Annotated in this window: 17 protein-coding genes; 9 read left to right on the top strand and 8 right to left on the bottom strand. The window is 65.8% G+C overall.

The window, feature by feature from the left end; genetic code table 11:
• Positions 1-7: 7 nt before the first annotated feature.
• The 3 genes from L2Y96_RS04175 to L2Y96_RS04165 all read left to right on the top strand — a co-directional run bounded on the left by L2Y96_RS04175 (position 8) and on the right by L2Y96_RS04165 (position 1,663).
• Complete coding sequence (locus L2Y96_RS04175; protein ID WP_247332774.1) at positions 8-184, top strand: hypothetical protein; 177 nt, start codon at positions 8-10, stop codon at positions 182-184.
• 172 nt (positions 185-356) lie between these two features.
• Positions 357-1,106: an AraC family transcriptional regulator gene (locus L2Y96_RS04170; RefSeq protein ID WP_247332772.1), complete on the top strand. Its 750-nt coding sequence runs from the start codon at positions 357-359 to the stop codon at positions 1,104-1,106.
• A gap of 107 nt (positions 1,107-1,213) precedes the next feature.
• Positions 1,214-1,663: a MarR family winged helix-turn-helix transcriptional regulator gene (locus tag L2Y96_RS04165; RefSeq protein WP_247332770.1), complete on the top strand. Its 450-nt coding sequence runs from the start codon at positions 1,214-1,216 to the stop codon at positions 1,661-1,663.
• Here L2Y96_RS04165 and rhtC read toward each other — a convergent pair.
• Positions 1,660-2,292: a threonine export protein RhtC gene (gene rhtC / locus L2Y96_RS04160; RefSeq protein WP_247332768.1), complete on the bottom strand. Its 633-nt coding sequence runs from the start codon at positions 2,290-2,292 to the stop codon at positions 1,660-1,662. The genes L2Y96_RS04165 and rhtC overlap by 4 nt on opposite strands.
• A gap of 161 nt (positions 2,293-2,453) precedes the next feature.
• Between rhtC and L2Y96_RS04155 the strand changes: the two genes are divergently transcribed.
• Both L2Y96_RS04155 and L2Y96_RS04150 read left to right on the top strand, forming a co-directional pair.
• Complete coding sequence (locus L2Y96_RS04155) at positions 2,454-3,758, top strand: NupC/NupG family nucleoside CNT transporter (protein WP_247332767.1); 1,305 nt, start codon at positions 2,454-2,456, stop codon at positions 3,756-3,758.
• Positions 3,759-3,761: 3 nt separating this feature from the next.
• The gene (locus L2Y96_RS04150; protein WP_247332765.1) at positions 3,762-4,622 is read left to right on the top strand and encodes a PfkB family carbohydrate kinase; all 861 of its coding nucleotides are present in this window, start codon (positions 3,762-3,764) and stop codon (positions 4,620-4,622) included.
• A 135-nt stretch (positions 4,623-4,757) separates the two neighbouring features.
• Here L2Y96_RS04150 and L2Y96_RS04145 read toward each other — a convergent pair whose 3' ends face one another.
• From L2Y96_RS04145 to L2Y96_RS04130, 4 genes are all read right to left on the bottom strand, one after another.
• Positions 4,758-5,525 carry a glutaminyl-peptide cyclotransferase gene (locus tag L2Y96_RS04145; protein ID WP_247332763.1) on the bottom strand — a complete coding sequence of 256 codons (768 nt, stop codon included), beginning with the start codon at positions 5,523-5,525 and terminating at the stop codon, positions 4,758-4,760.
• Positions 5,526-5,633: 108 nt separating this feature from the next.
• Entirely contained in the window at positions 5,634-8,243 is a 2,610-nt protein-coding gene (locus tag L2Y96_RS04140; protein ID WP_247332762.1) for a M1 family metallopeptidase, read from the bottom strand.
• A 95-nt stretch (positions 8,244-8,338) separates the two neighbouring features.
• Positions 8,339-9,580 (bottom strand): tetratricopeptide repeat protein, encoded by a 1,242-nt coding sequence (locus tag L2Y96_RS04135; RefSeq protein WP_247332760.1) that lies wholly within the window; start codon positions 9,578-9,580, stop codon positions 8,339-8,341.
• A gap of 89 nt (positions 9,581-9,669) precedes the next feature.
• Complete coding sequence (locus L2Y96_RS04130) at positions 9,670-11,604, bottom strand: response regulator (RefSeq protein ID WP_247332750.1); 1,935 nt, start codon at positions 11,602-11,604, stop codon at positions 9,670-9,672.
• 208 nt (positions 11,605-11,812) lie between these two features.
• Between L2Y96_RS04130 and L2Y96_RS04125 the strand changes: the two genes are divergently transcribed.
• Positions 11,813-12,163, top strand: a complete 351-nt coding sequence (locus L2Y96_RS04125; protein ID WP_247332739.1) for a response regulator — start codon at positions 11,813-11,815, stop codon at positions 12,161-12,163.
• Between the two features lie 4 nt (positions 12,164-12,167).
• On the opposite strand, the gene L2Y96_RS04120 is transcribed toward L2Y96_RS04125, so the two are convergent.
• Together L2Y96_RS04120 and L2Y96_RS04115 are read right to left on the bottom strand one after the other, a co-directional pair.
• A complete protein-coding gene (locus L2Y96_RS04120) occupies positions 12,168-12,554 on the bottom strand; it encodes a nuclear transport factor 2 family protein (RefSeq protein WP_247332737.1) in 387 nt (128 codons plus the stop codon).
• 18 nt (positions 12,555-12,572) lie between these two features.
• Positions 12,573-13,472, bottom strand: a complete 900-nt coding sequence (locus L2Y96_RS04115; RefSeq protein ID WP_247332735.1) for a LysR family transcriptional regulator — start codon at positions 13,470-13,472, stop codon at positions 12,573-12,575.
• A 116-nt stretch (positions 13,473-13,588) separates the two neighbouring features.
• On the opposite strand from L2Y96_RS04115, the gene L2Y96_RS04110 reads away from it, so the two are divergent.
• The 3 genes from L2Y96_RS04110 to L2Y96_RS04100 all read left to right on the top strand — a co-directional run bounded on the left by L2Y96_RS04110 (position 13,589) and on the right by L2Y96_RS04100 (position 16,575).
• Positions 13,589-14,653, top strand: a complete 1,065-nt coding sequence (locus L2Y96_RS04110; RefSeq protein ID WP_247332733.1) for an aldo/keto reductase — start codon at positions 13,589-13,591, stop codon at positions 14,651-14,653.
• A gap of 79 nt (positions 14,654-14,732) precedes the next feature.
• Complete coding sequence (cycA, locus tag L2Y96_RS04105) at positions 14,733-16,106, top strand: D-serine/D-alanine/glycine transporter (protein ID WP_247332732.1); 1,374 nt, start codon at positions 14,733-14,735, stop codon at positions 16,104-16,106.
• A gap of 169 nt (positions 16,107-16,275) precedes the next feature.
• Positions 16,276-16,575 carry a hypothetical protein gene (locus tag L2Y96_RS04100; protein WP_247332730.1) on the top strand — a complete coding sequence of 100 codons (300 nt, stop codon included), beginning with the start codon at positions 16,276-16,278 and terminating at the stop codon, positions 16,573-16,575.
• 9 nt (positions 16,576-16,584) lie between these two features.
• On the opposite strand, the gene L2Y96_RS04095 is transcribed toward L2Y96_RS04100, so the two are convergent.
• Positions 16,585-17,070 carry a hypothetical protein gene (locus L2Y96_RS04095; protein WP_247332728.1) on the bottom strand — a complete coding sequence of 162 codons (486 nt, stop codon included), beginning with the start codon at positions 17,068-17,070 and terminating at the stop codon, positions 16,585-16,587.
• Between the last annotated feature and the right edge of the window lie 11 nt (positions 17,071-17,081).

Below are 17,081 nucleotides of genomic sequence, written 5' to 3'. Positions count from 1 at the left end.
CGCCGCCATGCCTCGTAAACGCCGCCTGCGCCTCCCCTTTATTCGCCACCCCCACGATGCCTCGCACGAGTTCGACGATGCGAGTTACGACGGCGGGGTCTCCGGCGGTCCCTATGCGCGGCATCTGGTGGTGGGCGCGCTCGTGGTCATCGTGATCCTGGCACTTTGGCGCTGGGTGCTATAAGCGGCATCCCTGTGTGATACCGAATCTGGTTAATTCGGTTACCTAGGAAATTGTCCCGCGACAAAATGCAATCGATTGCACATTTCACATGACGTATACCCCTTTAGGGGGTAGGCGCAGATCCTTGCGTGCGCAATGCTTCAATCTTCATCCGATACCGAGAGGGTCGGCCATGTACCGCGCCGAGACTGCCTGCTCCGTCAGAATCCCGCGCACGCCCACGCTTGTGATCGACCTCGCGCAGCGTTCGGCCGCGCTCGACAGGCCGTCCGAGGTCACCCAGGTACAGGCATGGCGGGATCGCCTGGCATTAACCGAAATCGTGATCGGCCCCGACGACGGTGCCGATGACGACCTGTTGCTCGTCTACCGCACGGTGGGCGCGGCAGATCCCGGGGCGGGCGCCATTCTGTTTCGTCGCGCGCCGGACAGCAGCGATATCGTGCACCCACCCGCCGTGCGCAGCCTGGCGCAGGTGCTGTTCGATACGCTGCGTGCCGAACAGCCCAACGCTCCCCTCATGGCGCATGTGGCGCTGGCCTTGCGCGCCATCCTGCCCGCCCCCCAGCGCGAGGATGCCGGTGCCATCCGCGGTGGCCTGGCGAACTGGCAGGAACGTCGCGCGCTCGCCTTCATGGAGCAGCGGCTGGACCAGAGCTTTCCCGTCTCGGATGTCGCCGATGCATGCGGCCTGTCGGTGAACCACTTCTCGCGCGCCTTCCGCCGCAGCCTCGGCAAGCCGCCGCACCGCTGGCTGCTCGAGCGGCGGATCGGCCGGGCCCGTGAACTGCTGCAGACCACGGAGCTTTCGCTCGCCGATATCGCGCTGGCCTGTGGCTTCGCCGAGCAGAGCCATTTCACCCGGGTATTCACCCGGCTGGTAGGGATGCCGCCCGGCGCCTGGCGGCGCGCGGCGGAGTAAAAAGTTCAAACACCGCCGGTTATTTGCAAAGACAACCGGTTTCAGTCAATTCCCTCTGCCCCCGGGCTGCGTATGATGGCCGCCATACCATCGGCAGGAACCACCCCATGAGCGGCGAATCCGCCACCCCCGCCGCGACGCTGCATCTCGGCCGCGACCTGATGCTTGCCGGTTCGCGCCTGCGCGATGCGGTGGGCCGTCGCGCCCAGCGGGAGTTCGGTATCACCGCCCTGCAGGGCGACATGCTCCTGTTGCTCGCTGTCCACGGCAGCATGATCTCGACGGAGCTGGCGGGTACCTGCGGCGTGAATGCGAGCACGGTGACCCACGCGGTGGATGCGGGGATCGAGCGCGGGCTGATGAAGCGCACGCGCAACAATGCCGACCGCCGGCTGGTGGATATCGGCCTGACCCCGGCAGGCAAGCGCATGGCCGAGCGGGTCCGTGCGCTCATCGCCGACGTGGCCCGCAACGCCCTCGAAGGCGTCGGTGCCCCGCATCTCCTGGTCCTGGCCGAGAGCCTGGCCCAGGTCAGCCGGAACCTCGACCGCGATTAGACCGCGCGGCGACCCAGGATCAGATGGAGGCCGAACAGGGTGAAGATCGCTCCCGCCCCGCCATCGATCCAGCGGCTTGCGCGGACGTAGCCGCGGCGCATGGCCGGCATGGCGAAGATCGCCGCGACCACGCCGAACCACAGCACCGTCTCGGCCGTCACCATGGCCCACAGGCCCCAGCGCGCGCCGGCGTCCACGCCATCGCCAATGAAGGCCGAGAAGATCGAAGCGAAATAAATGGCGGCCTTGGGGTTGGCCAGGTTGGTCAACAGGCCACGGAGCAACGCCCTTCCCGGGCTGGAATCGCGCACGTCGACGACAGGGACCGCCGCATCGGGTTTTGCCTTCCAGGAGGCCCGGAGCATCTGGAAACCCATCCAGCAGAGATAGGCGCCGCCGGCCACGGCGATGCCCCGCTCCAGCCAGGCCAGGCGGTGCAGCAGGAGCTGCAGGCCCAGCAGGGCCAGCGCGGCCCAAACAGCCACGCCCAGAGCGATACCCACCACGCCCGCGGCGGCCTCGCGCCGGGAGCGGCTCGCCGCCAGTTGGCTGACGAAGAAGAAATCGGGGCCGGGGGTGACCAGGGCCACCAGCTGGACCACGGCCAGGGTCAGGAAGATATGTGCCATGCCCCTAGCTTAGGCAGGACGGCGCCCGCGCGCGAGCCCCTCCCGGCCCGGATTTCACGTCTTTTTCGCAGCGCGCCTTGCCCCCACGCCCCCCGTCCCGTAACCTCCCGTTTTTTAAGCGGTCACGGGGCGACCCCCGGGCTTTAAAGGGGTACGTCACGATGCTCGATCTGCTGGGCCACATTCTGTTTGGCCTGTTCGGTTTGGCGGTGCTCGTGGGCATCGCGTTCTGCTTCTCCAACAACAAGCGCTCGGTTGACTGGAAGCTGGTCGCCACCGGCATCACCCTGCAGATCGCTTTTGCCGCCATCGTGCTGAAGGTGCCGCTGGGCCGCGACGTGTTCGACGCGATAGCGACCGGCTTCGTGCGCCTGCTCGATTACGTGGAAGTGGGTTCGCGCTTCATCTTCGGCAGCCTGCTCGATACCGACAAGTTCGGCGTGATCTTCGCCGTGAAGGTCCTCCCCACCATCATCTTCTTCGCCTCGCTCACCGGCGTGCTGTACCACCTGGGCGTGATGCAGCAGATCGTAAAGGGCATGGCGTGGGTCATCACCAAGGTGATGCGCGTCTCCGGCGCGGAGACCACCAGCGTCTGCGCCAGCGTGTTCATCGGCCAGACCGAGGCGCCACTCACGATCAAGCCGTACCTCGAGCGCATGACCCAGGCCGAGCTCATGACCGTCATGATCGGCGGCATGGCGCACATCGCCGGCTCGGTCATGGCCGCCTACGTGGCCATGCTCGGCGGCGACGATCCGGCTTCGCGCATGTTCTACGCGAAGCACCTGCTCACCGCTTCGGTGATGGCGGCTCCGGCCACCATGGTGCTGGCCAAGATCCTCGTCCCGGAAACCCAGGAACCGCTCACCCGCGGTACCGTCAAGATCGAAGTCGAGAAGACCACGGCCAACGTGATCGACGCCGCCGCCACCGGCGCGGGCGATGGCCTGAAGCTGGCGCTCAACGTCGGCGCCATGCTGCTGGCCTTCATCGCGCTGATCGCGCTCATCAACGGCCCGGTGCAGTGGATCGGCACGATCGGCGGCGAGCACAGCATCAACGCTTACCTCTCGGCCAATGCCGGCCATGCGGTCACCTTCAGCCTCGAAACGATCTTCGGCTGGGTGCTGGCCCCGATCGCCTGGCTGATCGGCGTGCCCTGGCACGATGCGACCGTGGTCGGTAGCTTCATCGGCGAGAAGGTCGTCATCAACGAGTTCGTCGCCTACGCCGACCTCGCGAAGCACCTGCCGGACCTGATGCCGGAAAGCCGCCTGATCGCGACCTATGCGCTCTGCGGTTTCGCCAACTTCTCGTCCATCGCCATCCAGATTGGCGGTATCGGCGGCCTCGCCCCGAACCGTCGTGCCGACCTCGCACGCCTCGGCCTGCGCGCCGTGCTCGGCGGCTCCATCGCCACCTTCATGACGGCGACCATCGCCGGCGTGCTGGAGCGCTTCTGATCCATGACGGGTATCCGCCTGCTGGTCGTTGGCGGGTATAGCGAGGAAGAACGCTGGCGCGTGCCGCGCCTTCCTCGCGCCGGCGAGCCTGTACACGCCGAGTCGTTTGAACGGCGGCCCGGCGGCAAGGCCTTCCACCAGGCCGTCGCCGCCGCCCACACCGGCACGGGCACCGGCCTGATCGCCGCCATCGGCGACGACATCATCGACCCTTCGGGGCTGCCGCCGCTGGTGGACGCGCGCTGGCAGGTGGTGTCCGGCACGCGTACCGGGCGCACCGGTCTGTTCGAAGAACCGCGCGGGCAGTCGCTCGCCGTCCTCTCCTCCGGCGCCAACGAACACCTCGACGCGGCCTTCGTCGCCGCACAGGGCGACCTGTTCGATGAGGCTTCGGTGCTGTTGGCCTCCGCGGAGGCCAACATCGATACCATCGCCGCTGCGCTGGAATTTGCGGGCGCCAAGCGCCTGCTGCGCATCCTCGATCCCGGCCCGTTGCCGCCGCGCCTTTCCGTTCGCGAGTTCGCGAGCACCGATGTGCTCCTGCTCGGACTGCACGAGTTCGCCCACGCCTGCGGGCGTTTCCTCAATATCGATGTCACCGCCCAGGCGGTGACAGGCATGGGCGACGCCACGATCAACGCCCTGGCCCGCCGGCTATGTGCCGGCACGGTCGTGATCTCCCTGGAAAAGAGCTGCCTCGTCTCGCATGGCGCTGACCGCCACGACGATCCCACCGACCTCTACCGCCTGCCCGCCTGCGGCCACGGCGATGCCTTCAAGGGCACGCTGGCCGCACGCCTGACCACACCCGGCAGCTTCAAGGAAGCACTAACCGCCGCCTGCGAGCGCACCCCGCCCTTGTAGGAGCCCACCCTGTGGGCGACATCTTTCGCGATGTTGTAGGAGCCCACCCTGTGGGCGACGCCGTTCGCGAGAACGTCACAGGGCCTGCAGCGGTGAGGCGAAAGATGTCGCCCACAGGGTGGGCTCCTACAGCTTTCAGGGTTTGATCTTGATTTCGTAGAGGTTCGACCAGCGCTTGCCGGTGATGAACAGGCGGTCGTGTTTGGCATCGTAGGCGATGCCGTTGAGCACGGCATCGGGATCGTTACCGACGTGCTGCTCCTTGACCAACGGGGCCAGTTCAATCCAGTCGATGACCTTGCCGGTCTTCGGGTCGATGCGGGCGATACGGCTGGTCTGCCACACGTTGGCGTAGATCGCGCCCTTCACCCACTCCAGCTCATTCACCATCTGGACCGGCACGCCGTCGTCGGTGACGGTGATGCTGCCGGTCTGCTTGAACGTATCGGGGTCCAGCACGCGGATCACCGGCGTGCCATCGCTCATGTAGAGATGCGTGGCGTCGCGGGTGAGCGCCCAGCCTTCGCCGCTGTAGCGCAGCGTGCCCTTCAGCTCGAAAGAGCTGCGGTCGTAGAGGAAGCCGACGCCCTGTCGCCAGGTGAGCTGGAGCAGGTAGGGGCCGGCGAACACGATGCCTTCGCCAAAGTATCCCTGCGGCACATCGCGCTGCTGCACCACCTTGCCGGTGTCGAGTTCCACCTTGCGCACGCCGGCGCCGTCGTACTCGCCCGTGCTTTCGTAGAGGAACCCGTCTTCGTAGAAGAGGCCTTCGGTGAAGGCCTTCGGATCATGCGGGTAGCGGTGCACGACGGTGTAACCGCGTACGGGCGTGGCTTCCCTGGCACAGGCGGGCAGTACAGCGGCGGCCGCGAGAAGGAAGACCAGGTGTCGTAAGTTTCGCATCGTAAGAATTCATGCAGGAGCGCGCTTGCGCGCGATGGGGCTTGTCGCAACCCCTATCGCGCGCAAGCGCGCTCCTACAGGGGCCCGAAGGCCCCTTACCTTACCGCATCAGCCGTTCTTCTTGAGCCATGCGTCCACGGCCGGGAGGCGCTGGTCGCGGACCATCATGCGGTACGTGATGCTGCTGACCGTGGTCTCCGCATCGCGACGCGAGCCTTCGGCGATGTACTTGGCCGAGAACGCGTTGATCTTGTCGATCGTCGCCTTCTGCATCGACATGCCAGCGATCGCCGGGTAGTAGCGCGCCGTGGAGGTCGAGTCGACGAACTTGTCGACCTGGTCCTTGTGGGCGACGGCGAAGTCGAAGGCCAGTTCCGGGTGCAGGCGCGACACGCCGCGGATAAGGCCAGCGCTGTTGGTCGCACCCGGCTCGTCGGTCAGGGCGAGGTCAAGCGCGCGCTGGGCGAGCGCATTGTCGCGGGCGGCCGCGAGCATGCCGTACAGGCGATCCTTCACCAGCGGGGTCTTCTCCGCCTTGGCCTGCTCGTGCAGCTTGTCCCACGTCGCAGCATCGGCGTTGGTCGCCACGACGCCCAGGATGGTCTTGCGCAGTTCCGGCGGCATGCTGTTCTTTTCGAAGCGGCTACGCGCTTCCGCCACCACCTTGGCGTCGCCAAGGAAGCCGAGCGTGCCGATCAGCGAAGAACGCAGGATCGCGACCGGCACTTCCTCGCCCTGCTTCGCTTCCCAGCCCACCTGGTCGAGCTTGGGCGAGAGACGGCTGATGGCGAACTTGCGGAATACCGCCTGGCGCGCCGCGTCACCCTGGTAATAGGTATCGAGCATGGCCAGGTTGCCGGCCACTTCCTGCCACAACTGCGGCGAAGCATCGAGCGGCGTGGCCTTGATCAGGTCGAGCCCATCGGAGGTCGGCTGCAGGCCCACCATGCCCTGCGCCCAGGTATCGCTCATCACGCCGAGCTGGTCGATCGGATCGAGCTTGGTGAACGCGCCCAGCAGCTGCTTGACCAGTGCCGGGGTGTACTGCGTGCGGTAGTAGCCGGTCTGGCCGGCGTTGACGATGACCGGGCCGCAACCCGCGACGGTGAGCGTTCCCTTGCCGTCGAGCAGGGTGGAAGCAGGTGCGCCACCCAGCGTCTTCGCGATCACCGGCACGTTCCAGTGCAGCGGCTTCTTGTCCGGGCGATCGCGGGTGAACTCACCCTGCGACAGGGTCAGCGTGGTCGAACCATTCGCACACGACACCGACTCCACCTTCACCAGCGGGATACCCGGCTGCAGTGTGAAATCATGCGCGATCTGCGTGACCGGCTTGCCAGCGGCCGCATCGATTTCCTTCCACAGGTCGTCGGACACCGTGTTGCCGTATGCGTGGGCCTTGATATACGCCTGCACGCCCTTGCGCCATGCATCCGGACCCACGTAGGCCTCGAGCATGCGGATGACGGACTCACCCTTGGCGTAAGTAATCGAGTCAAACGCCTGGCTGGCCTGCTCCACCGTGGCCACGCGCTGCACCACCGGGTGGGTGGTGACGACGCTGTCGCGGGCCATCGCGCTTTCGCGCGTGCCGACGTTTTCAAGATTGGTGTGCCATTCCGGATGCAGGCGCTCGGTGGTGCGCGCGGCGAGCCAAGAGGCGAAGCCTTCGTTGAGCCACAGGTCGTCCCACCACTGCATGGTCACCAGGTCGCCGAACCACTGGTGCGCCATTTCATGCGCCGCCGTGTTGAACACTTCCTGCTTGTCGGCCTGGGTGGAAATGGTCGGGTCGAGCAGCAGCGCGTATTCGAAGGTGTAGATCGCGCCCCAGTTTTCCATGGCGGCGAAGAACTGGCTCTGGCCCGGGCTGGCGATGTTATCGAGCTTCGGCAGCGGGTACGGCACGCCGAAGTAGTTGTTGTATTCCTTCAGCACGGCGCTGCCGGAGTCCAGCGTGAACTGCGCCTGCGAGGTCAGGCCCTTCTGGGTGATGACGCCGATCTCGACGCCTTCGCTCTTGGTGGTGATGCGGTCGAACTCGCCCGCACCAAAAAACACCAGGTAGGTCGACATCTTCGGCGACTGGCCGAAGCTCCACTTCACCATGCCATGGCCCACATCCTTCTTCGATGCGGCGGGCATGTTGCTCACGGCCATATCGGCGGACGGCACGGTGGCGTCGAGGGTGAAGGTAGCCTTGTAGTTCGGCTCATCCCATGACGGAATGAAACGGCGGGCATCGGAATTTTCGAACTGCGTGTACAGCGCGCGCTTCTTGCCCGAGGCCTTGGTGTCGTAATCGATCGCGAACAGGCCGTTGGCCTGGGTGCCGATCTTGCCGGTGTAATCCATCGACAGGCGGTACGCGCCAGCGGCCAGCGGCTTGGCGAACGTGAACGTCGCGGTCTGGTTTTCCGCATCGATCGAGACCTTCGGCGCACCGAAGCCGGCCTTGCCCTTCGCGGCGGCCAGCGTCACGTTGGCGAAGCTCATGTCGATCGCGTTCAGCGTGATCGTTGCCGTGGGTTCCAGGACCTCGATATCAATGCCGACCTTGCCATCGAAGGTGAGCTTGTCGGCGTGCGGTACCACCGAGACGTCGTAATGCGACGGGCGCACGGTGCGCGGCAGCTGGGTGGTCGCCTGCTGGGCGGCGGCGACGGTGGACAGGCCGGCGAGCGCCACGGCGATCGCGCTGACGAGAGTTTTACGCATGGGAAACCCCTGGTGGTGGACCCGCCGATGGTCCGCCCGCAGGGGTGGGGTTAGCTAGCGCCGGAAGTCACGCTTGCGCGGACCCTGGCGGCGGGTTACCAGAACCGCCACCACTGGCGCTTCTCGAGCCTTTTCAGGGCCTTGAGGTGCCCGCGGGAGGCTGCCTTGCGATACCAGGCACGGGCAATGGCGGTGTTGGGTTGCACGCCATCCCCCTCCTCGTGCAGGCGACCCAGTTCGTACTGGGCCTCGGGCAAACCTTGCCCGGCAGCCAGGCGGAGCAGGCGCAGCACTTCCTCGATATTGCGCTGGACGCCGCGGCCGCCATCGATCATCCGGGCGAGCGCGTGCTGGGCCTGGGGATGACCCTTTTCCGCGGCCAGCGCCAGCCAGCGCACCGCGTCCGGGTCGTTGCGGGCCACGCCATCGCCGGTAGCCAGGCGCATGCCCAGCTGGTACTGACCCGCCGCGTCCTGCGGGCCGCTGGCCGCCTGGCGGGCGGAGACTTGCTCGGGTTCATAGCCTTCCGCATCCAGTTCCGCAAGGCGCTGCTTCGCTTCGTTATCGCCCTGCTCGGCCGCCCGGCCAAACCAGTAGCGTGCCTGCTCGCGATCAGCGGCGAGGCCGCTGGCTTCGAGGTACATCTTGCCCAGGGTGAACTGGGCGATGCTGTTGCCCAGTTCCGCGGCGCGACGGTAATGGTGGGCGCCCATGGCGGCATCGGCGTGCACGCCAATCCCGTCGACGTACATGTGCGCGACGCTGCACAGGGCGTCGGCATAGCCACGGCTGGTGGGGTCGCCGCGCTCGATCGCCTTGTTGTAGAAGGCGAACGCCAGCTCGGCGTCACGCGGCACGCCACGGCCGAAATAATGCGACACCCCCAGGTTGACGCAGGCCTGGGCATGGCCCTGGTCGGCGGCCATGCCCCACCAGTGCAGCGCCTGCTGGCGGTCCGCGGCCACACCGTGGCCACGCGCATACAAGGTGCCCAGCGCGCATTGCGCCTCGGCGTGGCCGACTTCCGCGGCCCGGCGCAGCCACTCGGCCGCTTCGGCAGGGTCCCGAAGCACGCCATGGCCTTCGGCGTACTGCATGGCCAGGCGGAACTGCCCGTCAAGATGGCCCTGTTCGGCGGCGCGGCGCAGCCAGTGGGCCGACCGCGTGCGGTCCTGCGCGACGTGTTCGCCGTCGAAATACATGACGCCGACGCGAAACTGCGCCTGCGCGTCGCCTAGCTGCGCATCTTTCTCCAGCCGGCCGAATTTCTGTAATGCGTCCATCTCGGCGACAAACCGATGGTCGCCGAGGACGCCGCCCCGTGTTCCTTCCGACATCCCGTTCCCCTGAAAACGCCTGTCGTCGTTGTAGGCCGCATCATAAGTGGTTGCGGGGCCGGGGGATATCGGCAATTTCGGATAGCTTGCTAGCCCAGCGCGCCACGCACGCGGTCCAGCAGCGTCCCCACTTCGAACGGCTTCAGCAGGATCTCCATGCCCGGGCCGAGGAACCGGCTGGGGTCGGCGGCATTTTCCGCGTACCCCGTCATGAACAGGACGGGCAGCTCCGGCCGCCAGGCGCGCGCGGTCCTGGCGAGTTCACGCCCGTCCATGTCAGGCATGCCCACGTCGGTGAGCAGCAGATCGATGGGATCGTCGCCACGCAGCATCCGGAGTGCTTCGCCGATATCGCCCGTCTCGGTGCACGCGTAGCCCGCCGATACCAACGCCGCACAGGCCAGTTCGCGCAGCGCATCGGTATCTTCCACGATGAGTACCCGCTCGCCGTGCCCGCCTTCGGAGCGCGCGCGCCGCGGCTTCACGGGCTCGATATCGCCCTCGTCCACCGGTAGCCACAGGGAGACTTCCGTGCCTTTCCCCACTTCGCTGGCGATGCGCACGCCACCGCCAGACTGCCGGGCGAAGCCATAGATCATGGACAGGCCGAGCCCCGTACCCTTGCCGATGGGCTTGGTGGTGAAGAATGGCTCGAACACCTTTTCCAGCAGCGCGGGCTCGATGCCCGTCCCCGTATCCGAAACACCTAGCACCACATAGGCACCGGGCTGCAACTCGTCATTCGTGCCGACCGTCTCGAGCCGCGTCGACACCGTGATGGTGCCTCCAACGGTCATCGCATCACGCGCGTTGATCACGAGATTGAGTAACGCGTTATCGAGCTGGTTGCCGTCCACGCTGGCCACCATGCGGCCATAGGCCAGGTGGGCCTGCAAGGTCACGGCCTCACCAAGCGTCCGGCGCAACATGTCTTCCATCGCGCTCACGCGCTCGTTCACATCGATGGCCTTCGCATCCAGCGGCTGTTGCCGCGCGAACGCCAGCAGCCGATGGGTGAGCGCCGCGGCACGACGCGCGGCGCCCATGGCCGCATCCGCGAAACGTTCGACCCCTTCCGGCTTACCCGAACCCACCTGGCGGTTGATCAGGTCAATGCCCGTGATGATGCTGGTCAGCAGGTTGTTGAAGTCGTGGGCGATGCCGCCGGTGAGCTTGCCCAGCGCATCCATCTTCTGCGCCTGGAGCAGCTGCGACTCGGCACGCTCGCGCACGGCGACTTCCGCGGCAAGCTGGGTCGCTGCTGTATCGATCTGTTCAAGCTGATCGCGCTCGCGACGGCGCTGTTCGGTCACGTCTTCGACAGAGACCATGCCCGCACCATCGCGATAAGGCGTGACGCGCCATTCGGTCTCACGCACCATGCCGCTGGAGCGGATGGACAACAGACCGCGCCAGCGTCGTTTGCCGCCCAGGGCGATACGCATCGCCTCGATCGTTTCGTGCTGGCCGGGCTCGAACCACGCATCGAGCGCCTGCCCTTCCATGCGTCCATCAAGAAGACGGGCAAATGCATCGTTGCTTTCATTGACGTGCAGGTCGCCATCGACGACCGCCATGGGCGCGGCGATCGTGGTGAAGATCTCGCGCACACGCGCCTCGGCATCGCGTAGCGCACGCTCTGCATCGCGTACACGTAGCAAGGTACGTATCGTCGCCAGCAAGATACCGGGCTCGGTCTGCTGCGAAAGATAGGCATCGGCGCCGTTATCCAGACCTGCGACGATCTCCGCGGTATCGACCGCCGCGGCAGATACGAGCACGACAGGCAGCAACTGCGTTTCGGAATGGGCGCGCACATCACGGACGATGTCGAAGCCAGTCACATCCGGCAGGTTCACATCGAGGATCAACGCATCGATAGCGCTTCGCGAAAGAAGCCGCATGCCTTCCGCGCCCGTTCCCGCCTCCATCACCTGGTAGCCGGCGTGCTCCAGGGGCGCGCGAAAGGCCTCCCTGATCGCCGCGTCATCATTCACGACGAGTAACGTGTCACGCCTTGCCACGTGTCATCCCCGCTGCAAATGGCGACCTGCCCGCGCTTCTTTCCTTTGATTCCGACATAGGCGGCGCGACTTTCCCAAGGGTCTGGAAAACCCTATGATGCGGCGCGTGACGCAGCAATGGAATAGCATGCGCATGCACGCACCCCTTGACGGCGCCTTCACGCTGCGCACGTTATTTGCCTCGCCGATTCCCTGCGAAACCTGAGCCATGACCACACGCCCCCTGGTCGTCCTGCTTGTCGAGGACGATGACGCCATCCGCGAGATTTCCGCCATGATCCTGGAGGGCGAAGGGCATACCGTGCACACCGCACCAAACGGCGACGAAGCCGAACGCTGGCTCGAAAACGGCACGGCAGATGTTCTTTTCACCGACGTACGCATGCCGGGCACGGTATCTGGCCAGGAACTCGCGACGCGACATGCCGACATGCGCGTGCTGGTAGCGTCGGGTGAGATGCGTGAACAGCACGACTGGCTGCTGCCGCGCATGGAATACCTGGCCAAGCCGTATGACCGCAAGAGCCTGCTGGCCGCGGTGGCACGCCTGGCGAACTAAACGCTCAGGCGCGGTCAATCACCTTGCAGATCTTGCCGTGCGGGGCGAAACCGAATTCGGTGGTGCCCTGCATCTCGATAATGGTGCCTGCGCGCGGGCCTTCGGGAATGTCTTCGGCGATCTCGCCGTGGAAATCGATGGTGGCCACGATGTCGCTGCCACGCTCCTCGAGCTCGACGATTTTCTGTTCGCGAGCGGCGAATAACTGAGCGCCCACGCGCGCCAGCTTCTCCAGGTCGGCCTTGCCGTCGGTGGCCACGCTCAGCTCGCCACCCTGATGGTGTTCGAAACGCACGTCGTCGGTGAGCGCGCCGAGCATGCCGGGGATATCGAAGTGATTGTACGCGGCAAGGTAGATCTCGATCAGTTGCCGGCGTGCGGGGTCGATCATGACGGTCTCCATGGGCGCTTACGTGGCGTGGCGCTGGCGCAGGAAATCGATGAACACGCGAAGCTTCCTGGGCATGTGCACACGGCTTGGATAGTACAGGTGGAAGGCGCCGAAAGTTGGCCAGTAGTCCGTTAGTACCGGTACCAGCGTTCCAGCGGCGAGATCGGCCGCGACGATCCCCTCCATGTGGCAGGCCACCCCCAGGCCTTCGCGGGCCGCGGCCAGCAACAGGTCGCCATCGTTGCTGATGACGGCCGCGCCCACCTCGATCTCGATATACCGGCCATCCACCGTGTAGTCCCAGCGGGCCACGCTGCGCTCAGGGTCCAGGCGGATGCACAGGCAACGATGGTGCAGCAGGTCGGCCGGCGTCTGCGGCGCGCCGTGCGCGGCAAGGTAGGCAGGCGATGCAAACGTGGCGATGCGGAGCGGCTCGCCAATCGGCACGGCGACCACGTCGTTGGCCAGGCTCTCGCCCAGGCGGAAGCCGGCGTCGAAGCCCATGGCGACCAGATCGATGAAGCGGTTTTCGCAGTGCAGTTCGACGGTGACGTCCGGGTAGGCCTTCGCGAAGTCCGCCAGGTGCGGAATCACGGCGATATCGGCGACGGACTTGGGCAGGTTCAGCCGCAGCAGGCCCGCGGGCGCTTCGCGTGAATCAGTCACCGCCTCCACGGCGCGGCCGATAGCGCCCAGGCCGGCCTGCGCTTCCTCGAGAAAGCGCTGGCCTATCTCGGTCACGCCCACCCGGCGCGTGCTCCGGTCAAGCAGGCGCACGCCCAATCGGGCTTCCAGGCTGCGCACGTTCTGCGACAGCGCCGAAGGCGACACACCAAGTTCCCGGGCGGCCCGGGTAAAGCTCGCATGGTGCGCCACGCGGGCAAATGCCGCGATGGCGGGCAAGAGGTCGTTCTGCATCCGGCGCATCCATTATGAAGCCACACTTCAAAGCGTATGCGCCCAAGGTCGATTTATCCAGCACTATCCCGGCGCCTAAGGTAGCCCCATTCCCTCCCACACCTGAGGCACACCCCATGGCTCTGCACCTGGATAGCTACACCACCCTCGGCCGTTCCGGCCTGCGCGTCAGCCCGGTCTCGCTGGGCACCATGACCTTCGGCGAGACCTGGGGCTGGGGCTCCGGCGAAGCCGAATCGCGCACGATCCTGGATACCTACCTGGAACGCGGCGGCAACTTCATCGACACCGCCAATTTCTATACCGGTGGCACCTCCGAGACCCTGCTGGGCAAGTTCCTGGAAGGCCGCCGCGACCGCGCGGTGATCGCCACCAAGTACAGCCTCAATACCGAGCCGGGCAACGTGAACACCGGCGGCAACCACCGCCGCAACATGGTGCGCGCGGTCGAAGCGAGCCTTAAACGCCTGAATACCGACTACATCGACCTGTACTACCTGCACGTGTGGGACTACACCACGCCGGTCGACGAAATCATGCGTGGCTTCGACGACCTCGTCCGCTCGGGCAAGATCGTGTATGCCGGCATTTCCGATGCCCCGGCCTGGCAGGTCTCGCGCATGCAGATGCTCGCCGAGCTGCGTGGCTGGGCGCCGTTCGTCGCCCTGCAGATCGAATACAGCCTGATCGAACGCACGGTGGAGCACGATCTGCTGCCCATGGCGGACGCACTCGATCTCGGCGTGCTCGCCTGGTCGCCGCTGGGCAGCGGCGTGCTCTCCGGCAAGTACAGCCGCGCGGATATCGAGGCCAACAAGGGCAAGGACATGTTCAACGGTGGCCGTGCGGCCGTTGCGGCGGGTACGGGCGCGCTGAGCGAGCACAATCTCGATATCGTCGATGCGCTGAAGCAGGTCGCGGAAGACGTGGGCCATTCGCCCGCGCAAACCGCCATTGCCTGGCTGCTCGCCAGGCAGGCGCCCCGCGTCATTCCGATCCTGGGCGCGCGTACCGCGAAGCAGTTTGAAGAGAACCTGGCCGCTCTCGAGGTGAGCTTCACGCCCGAGCAGATCCAGCGCCTCGACGCCGCCAGCGCCATCGACCCGATCTTCCCGCACCGCTTCCTGCCCATGGTGCAGGCCTCGGTGAGCGGCGGCTCGAGCATCACCCGCGGCTGGTAAGCCCAAACCCCGGCGGTTTGCTGGATGGGGGGAAGGCGTCTATGGTGCTGCCTTCCGTCCCACCGCGAGCCGCTGTCCGATGAGCCATCCGCAGGAATCGAACCCCGACCACCTCAGGCGTAGCCTGTCCAACCGCCACCTGCAGCTCATCGCGATCGGCGGTGCCATCGGCACCGGCCTGTTCATGGGTTCGGGCAAGACGATCAGCCTCGCGGGGCCGTCCATCCTGTTCGTTTACCTGATCATCGGCGTGATGCTGTTTTTCGTCATGCGTGCGATGGGCGAGCTGCTCCTCTCGAACCTGGACTACAAGTCGTTCATCGATTTCTCCACCGACCTGCTCGGCCCCTGGGCCGGCTTCTTCTGCGGGTGGACGTACTGGTTCTGCTGGATCATCACCGCGATCGCGGACGTCATCGCCATCGCGAACTACGCCCAGTTCTGGTTCCCATCGCTGGCACCGTGGATTCCCGCGGTGCTGTGCGTGCTTTTGCTGCTCACCCTGAACCTGACGACGGTACGCCTCTTCGGCGAACTCGAATTCTGGTTCGCACTGATCAAGATCATCGCGATCTGCGCGCTCGTCGTGACGGGCTTTGGCATGGTGGCATGGGCGTTCCGTTCGCCCGATGGACACGTGGCGTCACTCGCCAACCTCTGGAATGACGGTGGCATGTTCCCCATGGGCATCGGCGGGTTCTTCGCTGGCTTCCAGATCGCGGTGTTCGCCTTCGTCGGTATCGAACTGGTCGGTACGACCGCCGCGGAAACGGCGGACCCGGAGCGCAACCTGCCCAAGGCGATCAACTCGATCCCCGTGCGCATCATCGTGTTCTACGTGCTCGCGCTCATCGTGATCATGTCGGTGACACCGTGGCGCCAGGTGCTCCCGGGCAAGAGCCCGTTCGTGGAATTGTTCGTGCTGGCGGGCATCCCTGCCGCCGCGAGCCTCATCAACTTCGTGGTGCTCACCTCGGCAACGTCATCCGCCAACAGCGGCATCTTCTCCACCAGCCGCATGCTGTTCGGCCTGGCCGAAGAGAACCACGCACCTTCCGCGTTCAAGCGCCTGTCGAAGGCCGCCGTGCCCTCGCGTGGCCTGCTGTTTTCGTGCGCGTGCCTGCTGGGCGGCGCGATGCTGGTTTATGTCGTGCCTAACCTCGTCACCGCGTTCACCCTCGTGACCACGCTCTCCGCGATCCTCTTCATGTTCGTGTGGTCGCTGATCCTGTGCTCGTACATGGCGTACCGGAAGAAGCGGCCCGAGCTGCACGCCGTGTCGTCCTACAAGATGCCGGGCGGCGTGTTCATGTGCTGGGTGTGCCTCGCGTTCTTCGCCTTCGTGCTGGTGCTGCTCACCCTGCAGGCGGATACCCGCCAGGCGCTGATCGCCAGCCCCGTGTGGTTCGCGATCCTGGGCGTAGCCTACCTGGCCCGCCGCAAGCGAGCCTGAAAGCTCCTACAACGGCGGTTGGCCTTCACGGGTGTGAAGGCCTTCACATCCGCTGGCACAGGCATTGCTGCGTTCCCCGGTATGGGAAGCCCGCGTCGGTTTCCCACCGCATCACACCGGGAACCCAGCGCCCATGCCCTTTCCGTGCCCTGCCGCGTCGCGGCCAAAAGTGTCCCTCCTCGCCACCCTCGCGGCAGGTATCGCCCTGCTCGCGGCTCATCCGGCGCAGGCTGCCAATGACCACCCGGGCCACCCCAGCTGGGTAGCGGGCGCCCCGGTGAGCGATGGCTGGCAATACCGGAGTTCAGCCGTCTCGGAGTCGGCGGACGATGGCGCGCACGCCACTAAGTCCTGGCTGGCTAGCCAGGACTACCATTTCTCCGTTGCGCGTGGGCCGAGCTACCCGAATACGTTCGGTGGCGGCGCCAAGGACCAGGCGGTGCGAATGAGCCTCACCGTGAAGTGGTGAGGCTCCGGATCAACGCCGGCCGCGGCTGGCGATCGTCACATTCAACGCCTGGTGCACGGCCGGCAGGCCCGCCAGGTTGTACGTGTACGGGAAGAACGACGGCGCCCGCATGTGCAGCACGGGGTGGCTCGCCAACAGCGCTTCAAACACCTGGCGGGTCGGCGTGCTGCGCGGCACGAAGGTAAACGTGCCATTGACGCATTCGCGGCGGAAATTCAGCCGCTGCCCTTCGATATCGAACGTGGCACTCCGGCCGATCGAGCCAGCGGCGCAGTTGGAGCGCTGCGGCAGTTCGCGGAATCCGTAGGACACGCGGTGCGTCGGGCGGTCGACATACGCGACCAGCCCAAGCTGGGCACCATGCTCATCGGGCAGGACATAAACGCCGCGACTCTGGTCCCAACCCTGGGTTTCCGTAGCGAAGCTCGCGGTGGCGAAGGTGCAGAGCGCCAGCGCGCCTGCGACGAGGGGGAACATCCGTGAAGCACGTGCCATGGTGTCGGCTC

It is taken from the genome of Luteibacter aegosomaticola (genome assembly GCF_023078475.1).
Classification (GTDB): domain Bacteria; phylum Pseudomonadota; class Gammaproteobacteria; order Xanthomonadales; family Rhodanobacteraceae; genus Luteibacter; species Luteibacter aegosomaticola.
Note: the sequence above shows the minus strand (reverse complement) of the source record. Positions and strands in the feature narration are given on the sequence as shown.

What these genes read in the sequence shown, in the direction of transcription:
- L2Y96_RS04175 (WP_247332774.1), top strand. Translation starts at nt 8, where the DNA reads ATGCCTCGTAAACGCCGCCTGCGCCTCCCCTTTATTCGCCACCCCCAC.
- L2Y96_RS04170 (WP_247332772.1), top strand. Translation starts at nt 357, where the DNA reads ATGTACCGCGCCGAGACTGCCTGCTCCGTCAGAATCCCGCGCACGCCC.
- L2Y96_RS04165 (WP_247332770.1), top strand. Translation starts at nt 1,214, where the DNA reads ATGAGCGGCGAATCCGCCACCCCCGCCGCGACGCTGCATCTCGGCCGC.
- rhtC (WP_247332768.1), bottom strand. Translation starts at nt 2,292, where the DNA reads ATGGCACATATCTTCCTGACCCTGGCCGTGGTCCAGCTGGTGGCCCTG.
- L2Y96_RS04155 (WP_247332767.1), top strand. Translation starts at nt 2,454, where the DNA reads ATGCTCGATCTGCTGGGCCACATTCTGTTTGGCCTGTTCGGTTTGGCG.
- L2Y96_RS04150 (WP_247332765.1), top strand. Translation starts at nt 3,762, where the DNA reads ATGACGGGTATCCGCCTGCTGGTCGTTGGCGGGTATAGCGAGGAAGAA.
- L2Y96_RS04145 (WP_247332763.1), bottom strand. Translation starts at nt 5,525, where the DNA reads ATGCGAAACTTACGACACCTGGTCTTCCTTCTCGCGGCCGCCGCTGTA.
- L2Y96_RS04140 (WP_247332762.1), bottom strand. Translation starts at nt 8,243, where the DNA reads ATGCGTAAAACTCTCGTCAGCGCGATCGCCGTGGCGCTCGCCGGCCTG.
- L2Y96_RS04135 (WP_247332760.1), bottom strand. Translation starts at nt 9,580, where the DNA reads ATGTCGGAAGGAACACGGGGCGGCGTCCTCGGCGACCATCGGTTTGTC.
- L2Y96_RS04125 (WP_247332739.1), top strand. Translation starts at nt 11,813, where the DNA reads ATGACCACACGCCCCCTGGTCGTCCTGCTTGTCGAGGACGATGACGCC.
- L2Y96_RS04120 (WP_247332737.1), bottom strand. Translation starts at nt 12,554, where the DNA reads ATGATCGACCCCGCACGCCGGCAACTGATCGAGATCTACCTTGCCGCG.
- L2Y96_RS04115 (WP_247332735.1), bottom strand. Translation starts at nt 13,472, where the DNA reads ATGCAGAACGACCTCTTGCCCGCCATCGCGGCATTTGCCCGCGTGGCG.
- L2Y96_RS04110 (WP_247332733.1), top strand. Translation starts at nt 13,589, where the DNA reads ATGGCTCTGCACCTGGATAGCTACACCACCCTCGGCCGTTCCGGCCTG.
- cycA (WP_247332732.1), top strand. Translation starts at nt 14,733, where the DNA reads ATGAGCCATCCGCAGGAATCGAACCCCGACCACCTCAGGCGTAGCCTG.
- L2Y96_RS04095 (WP_247332728.1), bottom strand. Translation starts at nt 17,070, where the DNA reads ATGGCACGTGCTTCACGGATGTTCCCCCTCGTCGCAGGCGCGCTGGCG.